This window comes from Pseudomonas sp. 05N36, assembly GCF_056397385.1.
The window spans coordinates 276,473-293,336 of record NZ_JBFTNH010000012.1 but is presented as its reverse complement, the minus strand read 5'-3'; the positions used below and the strand labels follow the sequence as shown (position 1 = coordinate 293,336).

Here is a 16,864-nt window from a genome sequence, read left to right as displayed (position 1 = left end):
TTAATTTTCCAGATTGACGCATTCCCTGTGGGAGCGAGCCTGCTCGCGATTGCGGTCTGACATCCAACATCGATGTTGACTGGCACTCCGTCATCGCGAGCAGGCTCGCTCCCACAATGGACCGATGCGTCAATTCGGACACGAAATAAGAACAAGAGTGAAACGACAAAACCTCGTCGCTCTAACCCATTACGATTTTGAAGGAGTAACACCATGATTCCAGTGATCTTGTCAGGTGGTAGCGGCTCACGTCTTTGGCCGCTTTCGCGCAAACAGTTCCCCAAGCAATTCCTCGCCCTGACGGGGGAACAAACACTGTTCCAGCAAACCCTCGAACGCCTGGTGTTCGACGGCATGGACAGCCCGATCGTGGTCTGCAACAAAGACCACCGTTTCATCGTCAACGAGCAACTGAGCAACCGTAAACTGGAAGCCCAGCGCATCCTCATGGAACCCTTCGGCCGTAACACCGCGCCGGCGGTGGCCATGACCGCGATGATGCTGGTCAATGAAGGTCGTGACGAACTGATGCTGGTGCTGCCGGCCGACCACGTGCTGGAAGACCAGAAAGCCCTGCAACGCGCCCTGGCCTTGGCTACCATCGCCGCCGAGCGCGGTGAAATGGTGCTGTTCGGCGTACCGGCAACCAAACCGGAAACCGGGTACGGCTACATCAAGTCCACCAACGATACCTTGCTGCCCGAAGGCGTCAGCCGGGTCTCGCACTTCGTCGAAAAACCCGACGTGAAACGCGCCACCGAGTTCGTCGAGGCCGGCGGTTATTTCTGGAACAGCGGCATGTTCCTGTTCCGCGCCAGCCGCTTCCTCGAAGAGCTGAAAAAGCACGACCCGGACATCTACGACACCTGCCTGCTGACCCTGGAACGCAGTGAACAGGATGCCGACACCATCACCTTCGACGAAGCCACCTTCGCCTGCTGCCCGGACAACTCCATCGACTACGCGGTCATGGAAAAAACCCGACGCGCCTGCGTAGTGCCGCTGTCCGCTGGCTGGAGCGATGTCGGTTGCTGGTCGTCGCTGTGGGACGTGCATGAAAAAGACGCCAACGGCAACGTCACTAAAGGCGACGTGGTGATCCAGGACAGTCGCAACTGCATGATCCACGGCAACGGCAAACTGGTGTCGGTGATCGGCCTTGAGAACATCGTCGTGGTCGAGACCAAGGACGCCATGATGATCGCCCACAAGGACAAGGTCCAAGGCGTCAAGCAGATGGTCAACACCCTCAACGAACAGGGCCGCAGCGAAACCCAGAACCACTGCGAGGTCTACCGTCCGTGGGGCTCCTACGACTCGGTGGACATGGGCGGGCGCTTCCAGGTCAAGCACATCTCGGTCAAACCGGGCGCGTGCCTGTCATTGCAGATGCACCACCACCGCGCCGAACACTGGATCGTGGTCAGCGGCACCGCCGAAGTGACCTGCGACGAAAACGTGTTCCTGCTCTGTGAAAACCAGTCGACCTACATTCCGATCGCCTCGGTCCATCGCTTGCGTAATCCGGGGAAGATTCCGTTGGAAATTATTGAAGTGCAATCGGGCAGCTATTTGGGTGAGGACGATATCGAGCGGTTTGAGGATATTTATGGTCGGTCCACACCGATTGAAAGAGGGGTGTCGGTGAAGACTATTGCGCAGTGATTAACCGGTAACACAAGAAGCCCCCGTCCAGCCTGCTGCGCTCCCCATCCGCAGTGGGTTGGGCGGGGGCTTTTTCCAAAATATTGATTGCCACCTCTCCCGTAACAACTATCAACTGGATAACGAAGCGACACCCAAAGCCTTTTTTTGGCTTGTAGCTACTCCACCCTGCCTTACTTACTCGACCAATAGACTTCCGACCATATTCATCATCAGCATACTTTCCAAAAGATTTACGTACAGAATACTTACCACTTGAAAGCTCCGCCGCGTAACTCTTTTAAAATTACCAGCTAGCACTGGTCGACAGCCATCTTCCACACCTCACCTTTATATTTTCGTGATATTTTTCTTCAGCTCTAAAAATTAGATCGGCAATTGATGTTTGTTTTTCCGCGCAAAAATCTTTACTACTGAAACTTGCCCCCCTGTTTTTCGCCCCCACAAACCTAGTCAAGCCCTGAATAGATCCATAATTTCCACGCTTAGATTTTAGATCATCTTCCAGTTATCCAACATCATCCCCATCGAGGTACCTTGCCAAGTAATCACCATGTTTGCTCAGCCCCCAACTAACTCAAATAGCCTTTACCCAGCATACTTGCCAACCCAACAATCAGATTGCCGCGCGCATACTTAAACAAACCCTTGCAGTTACTTTGCCTTCCATCTAGATAATGGAGGTTGACTAAATTGATTCGAATCACGCAATAGCACCGTAGATGTAACACTCAAGGTCATCAAGGCCGAAGTCGCCCTCAAGCTTCCGCTTGTAGCCGATAACTGCCTTGAGCGGGGGGACGAAATGGTTTCATAAATTCCTAATAACCTGTCATAGCCGCCAACGACGTTTGACGCGAAATCAGTTAGTCGATGTCAAGTCGCTTCAGTCGAGCCAGGCCCTGATTGATATGACCTGAATTTTCCTCAAGCATGTGAAGTGCTTCGCGCACATTGTCACCCACGTCCGCCGAATCCCGCTGTTCTACCCATAGCGTCAGCTCCATCACGGCCGCTTCCAGAGCCAGTTGGTTGTCATAGATCCTTTTCAGCAAGTCCGATAAGGAATATTCGTTCGGCATGGTGTCGCCTCCTTTCGAAAAAACTCAAGCATAGCATTGACAGTGCCCACAGCTAGAACCTGAAGGAGGTTGCTTAAAATTTTCTATATCGAAGGTCGGAAGCTGGGATCTGAGAGCGATGTGAATAGCATTGGTACGAAAGAGGGACAGGACACTGGATGAGACTCTGGAAGCCTTTATTTATGGGGCTTTAGTGGCTAGCCCTACCAACCCTTCATGGTGACACGAGGGGCGCTACTGAATAGTTTCCCTTTCGGCTGTCGATTCAGCCGATGGATGCAACACACTAAACACTGTGTAGGCAGGCAGATTCCATCTGCGACAAATCATACTCCACGGATATTTAGAACCATAAACAACGAGAACGGCAATACAAAAATAATTATCACTATTGCATAGCAAAAGCTAAAATCTTTTTTAAATAAAAATCACCCACTGCAAATTTATAGCCGACACACCCATTTATTAAAGCAGATGTTACGAATCCAATTACTAAAATCAAGGGCACCTTGTAGCCTGGAGCAAACATCGGAACGATGTACCATCTCGAAGGTTGGGGCAGTATTTTTCCGGGAAGAGTCAGCAATGCCTTAGGCAAGACTACCTGAGAACATAAATGACGGAAGTTCGCCCTGGTAATCGGGGCTATTTTTGAAGCACTCAACGGTCTTTTTCGCACGGGAAAGGGCGTTCCTCGTTACCCCACCCGCCTGCTCTCCTTCCAGATACTGTGACACCGAACCGCCCATCGCCAATCCCATCTACGCTTAGGTAGCATGACGGTCTTCCCTTCCCGAGGTTTCGCTTCATGTTCATCGGCGTCCTGCTGGTCATTACCTGGCTGTTCCTGCTGTTGCGCTACCCGGCCAAAGCCTTGCCGGTGTCCCTGGCAGCAGCTGTCGGATTGGCCATGGTAGCGACGTGGGTGGTCTGGCTGGATAATCGCGAGGCCAAGCAACTGGCGCGGCTGGAATTGCGCATCACCTACGCACCGGAACACTGCCCGGCGGATCGTCCGCTGGAACTGAAGCTGAACAACGGCAACGACGTACCACTGACCGAATTGCGCTGGCGGATCGCCGCCTATGCGCCGGGCGATACGGTCAATCTGGCGGACAATCAATACACCGCGCCACGCTACCGTGGCCCCGGCGAATTGCAGGCCGGCGCCAATTGGGAAGACTGCTTGCCGATGCCGCCGCTGCGTCCTGGCTATCGCCCGCAAACCCTGGAGTTTCGCGCCGAGCATTTGCAAGGTAGTTTCTCTGACTGATCCTTCCCTCCCCCCTTCTACTTGCACAAGGACCGCGCCATGCCCGTCGCGTTAATCACCGGTTGCTCTAGCGGCATTGGCCGCGCCCTGGCTGACGCCTTCAAAAACGCCGGGTTCGAGGTCCTGGCCACCGCGCGCAAGGCTGAGGATGTGGCGATACTCGCCGCAGCCGGGTTCACTGCGGTGCAACTGGACGTCAACGATGAACCGGCGCTCGAACAATTGAGTGAGCGGATCAACCAGCAATACGGCGGCCTCGACATCCTGATCAACAACGCCGGTTACGGTGCCATGGGGCCGCTGCTCGACGGCGGTGTCGCGGCGATGCAACGTCAATTCGAAACCAACGTGTTCGCCGTGGTCGGTGTGACCCGTGCGCTGTTTCCCGTGCTGCGTCGCGCCAAGGGATTAGTGATTAATATCGGCAGCGTCTCCGGCGTTTTGGTCACGCCGTTCGCCGGCGCCTATTGCGCCTCGAAAGCCGCCGTGCATGCCTTGAGCGACGCCCTGCGCATGGAACTGGCGCCGTTCGGCATCCGGGTGATGGAAGTCCAGCCCGGCGCCATTGCCTCCAGTTTTGCCAAGAACGCAGGCGTTGAAGCCGAGCTGTTGATCAGCGAACAATCACCCTGGTGGCCGCTGCGCGAGGGAATTCGTGCCCGGGCCAAGGCCTCTCAGAACAACCCGACCCCGGCGAGCACGTTTGCCGGGGATCTGCTCAAAGCCGTGCAGAAAAGCAAACCGCCACGACTGCTGCGTCTGGGCAATGGCAGTCGGGCGTTGCCATTGCTGGCGGGGTTGCTGCCCAAGGGGTTGCTGGAAAGCGGGCTGATGAAGCGGTTTGGCCTGACTGTGCACCTTTAATCAATAGAAATAACAGTGATACTTCAAGGAGCGAATATGACCGACTACACCCTCTACTTCAACGAAGTGACCCAGACCCTCGTCGACATCGAGCAATGGTTTTGCGGCACCGCCGACAAAGGCCTACTGACGCAGTTGCTGGCACGTTTCTCGCCGCAGTTTTCGATGATCGTGCCCGGCGGCAATGTGCTGGATTATCCGGGTTTGAGCGAACTGTTCGATAAACTCGGCGGCGCCCGCCCGGGCTTGAAAATCGGCCTGAGCGAATGGCGCGGGATTGACCAACACGCCGGCGGCGCCACCGTCAGCTACCGAGAAGTGCAGTCCGATGCGAGCGGCGTGCTGAACGATCGGCGGGCGACGGCGGTGATTGAAAAGCTGCCGTCAGGTGCGTTGCAGTGGCGGCATTTGCATGAGACATATTGCCAGGGTTGAACAAGGCAGGATCGCTCCCACGTCGAACCGTCGAACCGTCTGCGTGGTAGCACGATGCATTCCTTTGCTGCGCGTGGGAACGATCAACAAACTTTTGTGACGAGGGAGCTTGCTCCCGTTCGGCGGCGAAGCCGTCGTAAACCTGGGTACGCGTTGTAACTGACAGAATGGAGTTGCGACCTTTTGGGGCCGCTTCGCGACCCAGCGGGAGCAAGCTCCCTCGCCACAATCGATCACCCGGCGATAGATTTCAGTTAACTGACAGGCATTAGGGCAAGCTCCCTCGCCACAGGGTTACTCCACGCCGTCCTGCTTCACCACCACCGTGCACGTAATCCCCGCCGCCAACAGCACCCCGTCCGGCACTTCATCAATGTGAATCCGCACCGGCACCCGTTGTGCCAAACGCACCCAGTTAAAGGTCGGATTCACGTCAGCAATCAGCTCGCGACTTTCGGGGTTATCGCGGTCGTAGATACCGCGCGAAACACTTTCGACATGGCCCTTGAGCACTTCACCGCTCATCAATTGCATGTCGGCCTTATCGCCGACCTTCACATGCGGCAACTTGGTTTCTTCGAAGAAGCCGTAGACCCAGAACGAGTTCATGTCGACCACGGCCATTTTCGCTTCGCCGATGCGCGCGTAGTCGCCGCGATGGACGTTGAGGTTGGTGACATAACCGTCCACCGCCGCCAGCACTTTGGTGCGTTTGAGGTTCAGCTCTGCCGCCTCAAGCTGAGCCTGGGCCTGTTGATAATCGGCCAGCGCCGAGTCGGCGATGTTGCTGGCGTCGTCGCGGTTTTCCTTGGAGATCACCAGGTTGTCGAGGTCGGCGCGGCGGTGTGCATTGACCTTGCGCATCTCCCAGGTGGCTTTGCGCGAAGCTACCAGCGATTGCGCCTGTTTCACCGCGATCTGGTAGTGCTCGGGATCGATCTGCATCAGCAGGTCACCCTTTTTTACCAACTGGTTGTCACGCACCGGCACGTCGACCACTTCGCCGGTGACGTCGGCGGCGACGTTGATGATGTCGGCGCGCACCCGGCCATCGCGGGTCCACGGGGTGTCCATGTAATGCACCCAGAGGGTCCGGCCGATCCACAGCGCGAGGGCCAGTACCAACAAGGTCGCGAGCAGGCTGAAAAGTTTTTTCATCGAATCGGTCTCAAGGATAAACAGTCAGCGCGAGGGCGCCGAACAAACAGGTGAAGAGGCTCAGGCGCAGCAGCGCCGGGTGCCAGAAGAAGCGGTACAGATCAAACCCGGACAAAAACCGGTCGAGTGCCCAGGCCACTGCCGCAGCGATGAAAAACATCAGGGTCATGGTCGGCATGTACACGCCGTGGAAGGCGATTTCACGAGGCATGGTCAGGTCCTTGCGGGGCAGCGAGCGCTGCCAACGGTGATTGCGGATCGAGCAACGAGGTGCGGATGAAATGCAGGTAGCTCTTCACCCGGCGCAGAGCCGAGGTGTCGAAGTGCGGGGCGAAGGGTTCGTCGGTGGCCTGGACGCGGCTGATGGCGTGGTCGACCGCCACCAGGCTGCGCTCCAGATTGCTTTGGCTCGGTTGCAGAAATAGCCGCACCAGCGAGCGGCCCATGACCCGGATCGCCTGGCGCCACGGTTGGGTTTCGGCATAGGCCGGGTGCACCGGCAAGATCGCCTGTTCCTTGCGCAACTCGATGATCGCGTGACCAACTTCCAGCACCACGAACATCCAGCGCAGCAGATCGCGTTGCACCTTAGGTTGTCCGGTGGCCAGGCCATAAGCCTGGTGCACCAGATCGCGAGTGCTGCTTTCAAAACCCGATGCCAACCCCTTGAGCTTGCCGCTGATGGCGAACACCACTTGCCCGCGCAAGTCCTGCTCCAGACGCCGCCACAACCAGCGACTGTTGGGCGGCAGAATGATCGCCCCGGCTGCAGCGCACACCAACATGCCCATGATCATCGCGATGTAGTCGTTGATGAAGGTGTACGGGTTGTAGACCGTCAGGTTGTCCGGTACTGAACCGGTGCTGAAAAAGATCAGCAAACCCAGGCCGACACCGGCGTACTGCGGCCGTGAGGTGAGAAACGAACCGAGTACGATCACCGGCGCCAACATCACACACAACAGGGGGAAACCGTCGATCCACGGGAAGATGAAAAACATCTCGACGAAGCCGATCAGCGCACCGAGCAACGTCCCGCAGGCCATCTGGAACGCCATGCGCTTGGGGTTTGGCGTGGCCGCCGAGAGACCGACCGTGGCGGCGGCGATCATGGTCATGGTCGCGCCGCTCGGCCACGCGGTGGCGACCCAGTAACTGCCCAACACAATCAGAATGAACGACGCCCGAATGCCCGCCGCGGTCGACGCCAGCCAGTTGGTTTTCGGGGTGTAGGGCTCATCCCATTGCTCGCGTTCGTGGCGGTGCTCGGCCAATGAGGCGTGCGTCTGCGCATAACTGTGCATTTCGTCGACGAAGCGGTAGAGCAATTCGTACGCGGTGTGAAAATCCAGCCGCTCGGCGTCGCTCGGTTCGCTCTCCTGAAAGCTCACCCGCAAGCTGCGCACCCGCGCCGGCAAGCCCTCTTTGTAGGCGGCCAATTGCGCCGCCAGACGCGCTGCGTCGGCATGCGTCAGCGCGCGACCCGAGAAGCCATCGAGCACTTCGGCCAGGTCCTGCAACCCGGGTTTGATCGCCGCCACCACCTGTTCGGTGCCGCTGCTGCGCAAGCGTTCGAGCAATTGGTGCAAGGCGTTGAACCGGGTGGTGATGCCCATGAATTCGCTGTTCAGGCGACTGAGCCGACCATTGCGCCGACGCATGTGCGGGTCTTCGAACACGGTGACGCTGCGCAAGCCTTCCAGGCCCACGGCTTCGGCGATAAACCGCACGTTGCCGGCTTCGAACGCGTCGCGTTGGCTGCGCCCGCGCAAGCCATCGGTGACGAACAGCGCAAACACTCCGAAGCGCTGATACAAGGCGTTGCGCATCGCGGCGCTGGCGGTTTGCGGGAGAATCGCGGCGCTGACCAGGGTCGAGCAGAGAATTCCCAGGGAGATTTCCAGCACCCGCCAGACCGCCGCCATGAACGCTCCGTCCGGATGCGCCAGTGCCGGCAAGCCGACCATCGCCGCAGTGTAACCGGCGAGCACAAAACCATAAGCGCGGAAGTTGCGATAACGCGCGGCACCGGCCGTGCAGATGCCGACCCAGATCGCCAGCGAGCCGAGGAACAGTTCGGTGTTCTGGGCGAACAAGGCAATCAGCGCGACCATCACCGCCGAGCCGGCCAATGTGCCGAGGAAGCGATAGAAACTCTTGGCGAACACCTGGCCGCTCTGCGGCTGCATGACGATGAACACGGTGATCATCGCGGTGCGCGGTTGCGGCAATTCCAGGCGCATGGCCAGCCAGAGGGTCAGGAACGCGGCGATCAGCACCTTGAAGATGTAGACCCAGGTCACGCCATCACTGCGTGCCCAGTCGAAAAAACCCCGGCGCCACTCAAGGGAATACAGCCAGCGCAAAGGTGCGGGCAAGGGAGTCATGAAGTCCTGCTCAGTGAAATTAAGTCCAGACTCAGGACCTGTGGGAGCGAGCCTGCTCGCGAAGACGGAGTGTCAGTCGATGCAGATGTCACCTGACCCACCGCTATCGCGAGCAGGCTCGCTCCCACAGGGTTTGTTTTCAATTCACGATGCTCTTGAGAAGAGCCGGGGTTTTCGGCGCCTGGACTTTACTGTCTGGCGGCACGTCGTTACCGGCGCCGAGCCCGCCGCCTAGGGCCGTGACCAGTTCGGCATGGGCACTCAAACGTGCAGCCTGAACCTGCTGTTGCACTTGCTGCTGCTTGAACAACAGGCTCTGGGCATTCAGCACATTCAGGTAATCGGTGAGCCCGCGCTGGTAGGCGATCATCGCGATGTCGTAGGTTTTCTGTGCGGTGGCCACCGATTCCTCAGCGAAGGCTTGCTGCTTGTCCATGGACTCGCGGCGGATCAACTGGTCGGAGATGCTTTTGAGCGCATTGACCAGGGTCTGGTTGTACTTGGCCACGGCGATGTCATAGCCGGCCGAGGCTTCCCCCAGTTCCGAGCGCAAGCGCCCACCGTCGAAGATCGGCAAGGAGATCGCCGGCCCGACGTTGTAGTTGAGCTTCTTGCCGGTCAAAAACTCCAGCGCCCCGCCACCAGTGGCCATGTAGCCAAGGCTGCCGACCAGATCGACATTGGGGTAGAAACCGGCGTGCGCGACGTCGATCCCGCGCGCCTGGGCCGCGACTTGCCAGCGACTGGCGACCACGTCCGGGCGTTGGCCGAGCAACTGCGCCGGCAATGCCGAAGGCAGTTTCAGGGCGCTGCCAAGGGACAGCGTCGGACGCTGCAACTGTGCGCCCTCCCCTGGACCTTTGCCCGCCAGTGCGGCGAGTTGATTGCGGCTCAGGGCGATTTCTTCGTCCAGGGCATCCAGTTGCCGATGGGTTTCCGGCAGCGGAGTTTGTGCCTGGCTGACTTCGAAATGGGTGCCGATGCCGCCGTCCAGGCGCTTTTGCGCGAGGTCGAGAATTTGCTGTTGCTGCTTGAGGGTCGCGGCCACGATGTCCCGCTGCGCGTAATGCAGCGACAGCTGGATGTAGGCGCGGACCACATTGTTCTGCAATTCGAGCTGAGCCATGCGCGCCTCGGCGGCGCTCATATGGGCCATGTCGACGGCGCGTTCGGTGGCATTGCTTTCACGGCCCCAAAGGTCGAGGGCGTAGCTGAAGCCTAGGGCCGCGTTGTTGTCCCAAGTGGTGGTGTTGGCCAGTTCGCCCGGACCGTAGAACTGGTCGGTCGGCCAGTTATGGCGTTTGAGCGTGGACTGGCCATTGACCTGCAACGACTCGGCCGACTCGGCAACACCGGCCATGGACCTGGCCTGACGCACACGGGCAGCGGCCATGGCCATGCTCGGGCTGCCTTGCACGGCGAGGTCGATCCAGTGATTGAGTTGCGGGTCGCCATAGGCCTGCCACCATTGCGCGGTGGGCCAGTGAGCATCCTTGGCGGCGCTCTGGATGGCCTCGTCGGTGGCCAATGTATTGGCGTCGAATGCCTTGCCCTGTGGGGCAATACCTCCGGTTCCGACGCAGCCGCTGATTGCTAACGATAAAGCCCAAACACTGAGAGTCTTCAACTCTCTGCTGATGCGACGCGGCACTGCTGAAAATTCCTGGAAGTAGGGGGAGGTACGAGGTCCTGTGGACACTGACTTAACTGTGGGAGCGAGCCTGCTCGCGATGCAAACAACTCGGTGCATCAGGTACACCGCACCGATGCCATCGCGAGCAAGCTCGCTCCCACACACCAGTAACGGCGTAATTCTAGGGGTGGGCCTGAGCAGCGATAAGCCGGGATTCCTGTGAATCTTTGTTACCGTTAACGAGGTAATCCCTTGGTCGGGGTCACAGCATTCCGTAACTTCGTGTCACAATTTGTCATCGCACCCGAGAGCACCCCATGGACACTTTGCAAAACATGCGCGCCTTCAGCTGTGTCGCCGAAGCCGGCAGCTTCACTGCCGCTGCCGTACAGCTCGATACCACGACAGCCAACGTCTCGCGCGCGGTCTCCAACCTGGAAGCCCACCTGCAAACCCGTTTGCTCAACCGCACTACCCGTCGCATCGCCCTGACCGAGGCCGGCAAGCGTTATTTGCTGCGCTGCGAACAGATCCTCGCCTATGTCGAGGAAGCCGAGGCCGAGGCCAGCGACGCCCATGCGCGCCCGGCCGGGCAACTCAAGGTGCACACCATGACCGGGATCGGTCAGCACTTCGTGATCGATGCGATCGCCCGCTATCGCAAGTCCCACCCGGACGTGACGTTCGACCTGACCATGGCCAACCGCGTACCGGACCTGCTGGACGAGGGCTACGACGTATCGATCGTGCTGGCCAGCGAACTGCCGGACTCGGGTTTCGTCTCGCAACGGCTGGGCATCACTTACAGCATCGTTTGCGCGTCGCCTGCTTATGTAAAAGCCAACGGCTGCGCGCAGAAGCCCAGCGACCTGCTGAATCACGCCTGCCTGCGTCTGGTCAGCCCGGTGATTCCACTGGAAAAATGGCTGTTCGACGGCCCGGAAGGCCAGGAAATGGTCACCATCAACAGCTCACCGTTTCTGGTGAACTCCGCCGACGCCATGAAGACCGCGATCATCAGCGGCATGGGCGTCGGTGTGTTGCCGGTCTATGCCGCCATCGAAGGTCTGCGCAATGGCAGCCTGGTGCGGGTCATGCCCAACTACCGCTCGCAAGAGCTGAACCTGTACGCCATCTACCCGTCGCGTCAGTACCTGGATGCGAAGATCAAGACCTGGGTCGAGTACCTGCGCGGCTCGCTGCCGGAGATTCTCGCGGCGCATCAGGCGGAGTTGGCGGCGTATGAGTTGAGTGGGAGTCTGGGCGGGGCACGGGTGGCCAATTGACTCTAAGGATTGACGCGCTCCAGTGTGGCGAGGGAGCTTGCTCCCGCTCGAGTGCGCAGCGCTCGCAATCGCGTCAATGAGCTAATTCAGGTAAGTCGAGATTGAAAGGCTGACGACTGCTGCGCAGCCGAGCGGGAGCAAGCTCCCTCGCCACAGGGTTGTGTTCGCCCACAGCCTGTGGCTCTCGCAAAAACCCGTCAGAGAATGTTAGCGTGCTTGGCATTCTCCTCCGCCTGACGAGCCTTCCTGCGATGAAAAAGACCGTACTTGCCTTCAGCCGTGTCTCGCCCGAAATGGTCGAGTCCTTGCGACACGACTTCGAGGTGATCGTGCCCAACCCCAAGCTGGGTGACATCAATGCACAGTTCAACGAAGCCCTGCCCCACGCTCACGGCTTGATCGGCGTCGGTCGCAAGCTCGGTCGGGCCCAATTGGAGAACGCCAGCAAACTCGAAGTGGTATCCAGCGTCTCGGTCGGCTACGACAACTACGACCTGGCCTACTTCAACGAACGCGGGATCATGCTCACCAACACCCCGGACGTGCTGACCGAAAGCACCGCCGACCTGGCCTTTGCCTTGCTGATGAGCAGTGCCCGACGTGTCGCCGAGCTGGACGCCTGGACCAAGGCCGGGCAATGGCAAGCCACGGTCGGTGCGCCGCTGTTTGGTTGCGATGTGCATGGCAAGACCCTGGGCATCGTTGGCATGGGCAACATCGGCGCGGCCATCGCCCGACGTGGTCGCCTGGGCTTCAACATGCCGATTCTGTACAGCGGCAACAGTCGCAAGCCCCAGCTTGAACAAGAACTCGGCGCGCAGTTTCGCAGCCTTGATCAGTTGCTGGCCGAAGCCGATTTCGTTTGCCTGGTGGTACCGCTCAGCGACAAGACCCGGCACCTGATCAGCCACCGCGAACTGGCGCTGATGAAGCCCAGCGCGATTCTGGTGAATATTTCCCGTGGCCCGGTGGTCGATGAACCAGCACTGATCGAGGCCTTGCAGAACAACCGGATCCGCGGGGCGGGGCTGGATGTCTACGAGAAGGAACCCCTGGCCGAGTCGCCGCTGTTCCAGCTGAAGAACGCCGTGACCTTGCCGCACATCGGTTCGGCCACCCATGAAACCCGCGAAGCCATGGCCCACCGCGCCTTGGCCAACTTGCGCAGCGCACTGTTGGGCGAGCGGCCGCAGGATCTGGTGAATCCGCAGGTGTGGAAGGGTTGATAGAAACAGGGCACGTTCCAGCTGAACGCGCCCTGTCCCCTGTTACGACAACGCATCACGTCATTCGATGACATCAAAGTACTTGAAATTAGACGGTGTCGTTTCATTCACGAAGTACAGTGCAAATGCCGTTTCGCCAATTAATTTCTTGATATATTCTTCAGGCACTAACGCCTCGATTTTCTTCTCTTCTTCCAGCGTATATTCGGCTTCATAATCGACAATTCCGGGGGTGGCACTCCCCAGATAAAAACGGACTGCGTCGCGGGGCTGGAATTCATCATAACCAAGCTCCACCCAGAGCCCATCCTTCGAAACACGCCCATGACTCAACTTGCCATTAGCATCCAGCAACGGGATAAATGGTGCCGGCGGCAACGCCGCATTCGGATAACTCTGATTATTTAAAGACTCACGAATATTCGCGATGGTTGCAAGTTGATCTTTATTCATGGGAATTCCACCTGAGATATTGTCGAGACGCCTTCCAGAACCCGGACCACGCTAAACAGAACGCACTCAGGCGTCTACTGTCACATCTGACAGTAGACAAACCTGAGATAACAGTGACCACCCAAGCACACAACGTACGCCAGGACACAACTTGCAATTCAGTCCTCTGCCCGCCATTTTTTTCGCGTTATAAACTCCTGCCCCAATTGCCTGCACAGTGCAGGACCCGGATATGGAGAGTACGCACCATGATAAATTTCACCACTGCCTGCCTGATCAGGCGCAGTAAGTTGGCCCTGGTTTTAATGGCGGGAGGATTTGGCTTGCTGGTTGTATTCAGCAATGTGACTGACTACGCCACCAACTACGAATTTGTTGGACATATCCTCAGCATGGACACGACCCGGCCCAACGACGCCCTACGCTATCGCGCCATCACCTCCCCCATGCTGCACCATAGAATCTACTGGATGATGATCACCCTGGAGACAACCTACACCGCCTGTTGTTTATTGGGGGCCTATCAGCTTTATACAAAACTCAATGCGCCACGCAAGGAATTCCACGAGGCAAAGAAATACGGAATTGTCGGTTTGATGATCGGCATTTTCCTGTATTACTTCTGCATACAAGTGATCGCCAATGAATGGTTCGACATGGACAGTTCCACAGAATGGAATGCCATGGCCTGGACCCGAAGCATTATCGGCTACATGATGACGGCGCTTATTTATCTGTCACTGAAAACTGACCATTAATAAACGCCGTACTGTTGAACCCGATAATGCACAGTGCAACTTGATCGATCACGCCAACTTGCCACTTCCCACTGCCACCCGAGCCTTGGGTTTGCGAAACACCAACACGTTACCCAACATGACCAGCACCAGTCCGGCCAATGCCGGTGTGGTCCATTGGTAGCCTTCGGCGAAGGCCGACACGTTCAATGCCACTACCGGGAACAGCACGGTGCAATAAGCCGCACGTTCAGGGCCCATGCGCCCGACAAGGGTCAGGTACGCGGTGAAACCAATCACCGAACCCGGAATCACCAGGTACAACAACGAACCGATGTAACGCGTGTTCCATTCAATGTCGAAGGGAATACCTTTGACCAGGCAATACATCGACAGCATCGCGGCGCCATAGGCCATGCCCCAGGCGTTGGTGGTCAGCGGCTTCAGGCCGGCTTTCTGTTGCAGGCTCGAAAGCATGTTGCCGGCCGAGAAACACAGCGTGCCCAGCAACGCCAGGCCCAGGCCAAGCAAGGTGTGCGGGCTGGCGGTATGGCCGACCAGTTCCGGCCAGAACAACAAGCCCAGCCCGATCAACCCCAGCGCGCCGCCCATCAGCACATTGCGGGCTACTTTCTGACCGAAGAACACCCGCGCATTCAACGCATTCCACAGCGTGGCGGTGGAGAACACCACGGCGACCAGACCGCTGGGGATCCACTGACTGGCGGTGAGGAAGCACATGAAATTGATGCAGAACAGGCATAGCCCCTGGGCCAGGCAGATCAAGTGCCCACGCCGGTTCATCACTTGCAGGCGTCGGCTGAGCAGTAACATCACGAACAGCACCAGCGATGCCAGGCCGAAGCGATAAACGATCGACACCGGAATCGCCACCACCCCCAGTTGCAGTTTCAAGGCGATCCACGTGGTGCCCCAGATCAGCACCGTTAGCAGGTATAGCGAGAGGTTCATGTCGGCAACTCCTGAAGATGGCCTTCAGTCTGTTCCCGAGGCAGATCGTGCACTTGCATAAACTTGCGCTTTTGTCAGGCAACGGGCTGGCAGTGTCGAGGCGACGGAGTAGGATGCAAGGCGTTGGAGAGAACCGATCATGCCCGCACTGGAAACCCTGCAAGTTTTTCAAGCCCTCAACCGCTCGCCGAATGCTCGCCTTGAGCACAGCGCCGAGCTCGGTGACGGCATGGCTGCAGCCCTGTGGAGCAACCATCACGACGCCCAGGACTATGAAGCGCCGGGGCATCACACTCTCTCCTGCTACATCGCCGGCGGCACCGGGACCTTTCGCCGCGAGCAGCCCGGCACCAAGGGCGGCCYGGACAAACTCTGCATCCTGCCCGCCGAACACCAGTCGGCCTGGGTGATCAACGGTGGAATCCGCCTGGCTCACCTGTACTTCAGCCCCGAGCAATTTGCCCTTGGCTGCGTCACTTTGCTCGACCGTGAACCGCGTGAACTGCAATTGCAGGAAAGCACCTTTCTCGAAGACCCGGTGCAGGCCCGACGTTTCCGTCAGTTGATTGAATTGAACTGGGACGAACCCGGTGAACGCCTGCTGACCAGCAGCCTCGCGCATGAAATGCTCAGCCACACACTGCTCAGCCAGGTCGGCCTGCGCCAGGGTTTGCGCCTCAAGGGTGGGCTGGCGGCACATCAGCGTCGGCAACTGATCGAGTACATCGACCAGCAATTGGCCGAGCCGATCAGCCTGGGTCAGTTGGCCGGCTTGTGCGCCTTGTCGGAGTACCACTTCGCGCGGATGTTCCGCGAAAGCTTCGGCCTGCCGCCGCATCAGTACCTGTTGGCCCGCCGCCTGGCTCATGCCCGGAATTTGCTGCGCAACACCTCACAGCCGCTCGGTGAGATTGCGCTGGCCTGCGGCTTTGCCAGCGCCAGCCATTTCACCAATCGCTTTCGCCAGGCCATGAAGGGTACGCCCGGCGAATACCGCCAGGCGTTTTTGCGTTAGGCACTATTGCATTCGTTTATATTAAATTTCTTTAATTTCGAAAAACATAAAAACAATTGAATACCTGTTAATTCTGACAGTAGCAGAATTGATAAATAAATCGGAGACTTCGGACTCAACCTCAGGAGTTTCATGACATGTCAAAAATATACGACGCCCCAACAAAATCTGTTATTTCCGCCCCGGATCATTTTGCATCGGGCTCCTTGATCGCGACGATTGAACAGCAACCCGCATTTAACAGTAGCCGCGTTTTTTTTCGATCTACATTACCTATCAGTCCCCACATTGAAATTTCAGCTGTAGACGATGACAGGCACTGGGTTTTCAATTTCGATGAAAATATCAAGCCCCAAAAATATCTTATTAACGACAAGGCGATTAACAGGATCCGGTACACCCGACGAATCCCAAACGACCCCAGTGGCGTAAGCTATGTTTTTACGCTCCATCCCCATATCACTGGAACAATAGATATAAAGAAATTCGATTCCACGGAAGGGATATTCGAAGCTGTTTTTGATTTTTCCATATGGCGTGAATCAGAAGGTCAAAGCACAATTGCCAAAGCAACCGGAACAATCAATGTGTGGGACATGGATAGACCGGTGCCCACCTCTCGCTGACACTCAATACTCTTGTCGCCAACGCGACAAGAGTTTTCGCTGCCAAACCGTA

At 57.8% G+C, this 16,864-nt stretch carries 16 protein-coding genes; 9 read left to right on the top strand and 7 right to left on the bottom strand.

Translation table 11 applies throughout. From position 1 onward, the window contains the following. Nucleotides 1-213: 213 nt before the first annotated feature. A complete protein-coding gene (locus AC1DIH_RS17275; RefSeq protein WP_477772592.1) occupies nucleotides 214-1,665 on the top strand; it encodes a mannose-1-phosphate guanylyltransferase/mannose-6-phosphate isomerase in 1,452 nt (483 codons plus the stop codon). Nucleotides 1,666-2,531: 866 nt separating this feature from the next. On the opposite strand, the gene AC1DIH_RS17270 is transcribed toward AC1DIH_RS17275, so the two are convergent. Further along, nucleotides 2,532-2,747, bottom strand: a complete 216-nt coding sequence (locus tag AC1DIH_RS17270) for a hypothetical protein (RefSeq protein WP_477772591.1) — start codon at nucleotides 2,745-2,747, stop codon at nucleotides 2,532-2,534. An 808-nt stretch (nucleotides 2,748-3,555) separates the two neighbouring features. Between AC1DIH_RS17270 and AC1DIH_RS17265 the strand changes: the two genes are divergently transcribed. The 3 genes from AC1DIH_RS17265 to AC1DIH_RS17255 are packed head-to-tail and all read left to right on the top strand — an operon-like array spanning nucleotide 3,556 to nucleotide 5,319. After that, nucleotides 3,556-4,020, top strand: coding sequence for a multidrug transporter (locus tag AC1DIH_RS17265; RefSeq protein WP_477772590.1), 465 nt, complete (start codon nucleotides 3,556-3,558; stop codon nucleotides 4,018-4,020). 39 nt (nucleotides 4,021-4,059) lie between these two features. After that, entirely contained in the window at nucleotides 4,060-4,884 is an 825-nt protein-coding gene (locus tag AC1DIH_RS17260) for an SDR family oxidoreductase (protein WP_477772589.1), read from the top strand. A 36-nt stretch (nucleotides 4,885-4,920) separates the two neighbouring features. Then, nucleotides 4,921-5,319 (top strand): DUF4440 domain-containing protein, encoded by a 399-nt coding sequence (locus tag AC1DIH_RS17255; protein WP_477772588.1) that lies wholly within the window; start codon nucleotides 4,921-4,923, stop codon nucleotides 5,317-5,319. A gap of 294 nt (nucleotides 5,320-5,613) precedes the next feature. On the opposite strand, the gene AC1DIH_RS17250 is transcribed toward AC1DIH_RS17255, so the two are convergent. The 4 genes from AC1DIH_RS17250 to AC1DIH_RS17235 form a co-directional block, all read right to left on the bottom strand. Beyond that, nucleotides 5,614-6,477 carry an efflux RND transporter periplasmic adaptor subunit gene (locus tag AC1DIH_RS17250; RefSeq protein WP_477772587.1) on the bottom strand — a complete coding sequence of 288 codons (864 nt, stop codon included), beginning with the start codon at nucleotides 6,475-6,477 and terminating at the stop codon, nucleotides 5,614-5,616. A 10-nt stretch (nucleotides 6,478-6,487) separates the two neighbouring features. Next, nucleotides 6,488-6,688, bottom strand: coding sequence for a DUF1656 domain-containing protein (locus tag AC1DIH_RS17245; RefSeq protein WP_019691945.1), 201 nt, complete (start codon nucleotides 6,686-6,688; stop codon nucleotides 6,488-6,490). After that, the gene (locus tag AC1DIH_RS17240) at nucleotides 6,678-8,864 is read right to left on the bottom strand and encodes an FUSC family protein (protein WP_477772586.1); all 2,187 of its coding nucleotides are present in this window, start codon (nucleotides 8,862-8,864) and stop codon (nucleotides 6,678-6,680) included. The genes AC1DIH_RS17245 and AC1DIH_RS17240 overlap by 11 nt, the downstream gene beginning before the upstream one ends. Nucleotides 8,865-9,003: 139 nt before the next feature. Then, nucleotides 9,004-10,515, bottom strand: a complete 1,512-nt coding sequence (locus tag AC1DIH_RS17235; RefSeq protein WP_477772585.1) for an efflux transporter outer membrane subunit — start codon at nucleotides 10,513-10,515, stop codon at nucleotides 9,004-9,006. A gap of 299 nt (nucleotides 10,516-10,814) precedes the next feature. On the opposite strand from AC1DIH_RS17235, the gene AC1DIH_RS17230 reads away from it, so the two are divergent. Then, nucleotides 10,815-11,783 carry a LysR family transcriptional regulator gene (locus AC1DIH_RS17230; RefSeq protein WP_477772584.1) on the top strand — a complete coding sequence of 323 codons (969 nt, stop codon included), beginning with the start codon at nucleotides 10,815-10,817 and terminating at the stop codon, nucleotides 11,781-11,783. Between the two features lie 251 nt (nucleotides 11,784-12,034). Next, nucleotides 12,035-13,009: a 2-hydroxyacid dehydrogenase gene (locus AC1DIH_RS17225; RefSeq protein ID WP_477772583.1), complete on the top strand. Its 975-nt coding sequence runs from the start codon at nucleotides 12,035-12,037 to the stop codon at nucleotides 13,007-13,009. A 60-nt stretch (nucleotides 13,010-13,069) separates the two neighbouring features. Here AC1DIH_RS17225 and AC1DIH_RS17220 read toward each other — a convergent pair whose 3' ends face one another. After that, nucleotides 13,070-13,462 (bottom strand): hypothetical protein, encoded by a 393-nt coding sequence (locus AC1DIH_RS17220; RefSeq protein ID WP_477772582.1) that lies wholly within the window; start codon nucleotides 13,460-13,462, stop codon nucleotides 13,070-13,072. A gap of 248 nt (nucleotides 13,463-13,710) precedes the next feature. On the opposite strand from AC1DIH_RS17220, the gene AC1DIH_RS17215 reads away from it, so the two are divergent. Continuing rightward, nucleotides 13,711-14,220, top strand: a complete 510-nt coding sequence (locus tag AC1DIH_RS17215; protein ID WP_427533713.1) for a DUF2165 family protein — start codon at nucleotides 13,711-13,713, stop codon at nucleotides 14,218-14,220. A 48-nt stretch (nucleotides 14,221-14,268) separates the two neighbouring features. On the opposite strand, the gene AC1DIH_RS17210 is transcribed toward AC1DIH_RS17215, so the two are convergent. After that, nucleotides 14,269-15,171 (bottom strand): DMT family transporter, encoded by a 903-nt coding sequence (locus AC1DIH_RS17210; RefSeq protein WP_477772581.1) that lies wholly within the window; start codon nucleotides 15,169-15,171, stop codon nucleotides 14,269-14,271. A gap of 139 nt (nucleotides 15,172-15,310) precedes the next feature. Between AC1DIH_RS17210 and AC1DIH_RS17205 the strand changes: the two genes are divergently transcribed. Both AC1DIH_RS17205 and AC1DIH_RS17200 read left to right on the top strand, forming a co-directional pair. After that, nucleotides 15,311-16,186, top strand: a complete 876-nt coding sequence (locus tag AC1DIH_RS17205; RefSeq protein ID WP_477772580.1) for a helix-turn-helix domain-containing protein — start codon at nucleotides 15,311-15,313, stop codon at nucleotides 16,184-16,186. 137 nt (nucleotides 16,187-16,323) lie between these two features. After that, nucleotides 16,324-16,812, top strand: coding sequence for a hypothetical protein (locus AC1DIH_RS17200; protein WP_477772579.1), 489 nt, complete (start codon nucleotides 16,324-16,326; stop codon nucleotides 16,810-16,812). Nucleotides 16,813-16,864 lie beyond the last annotated feature (52 nt).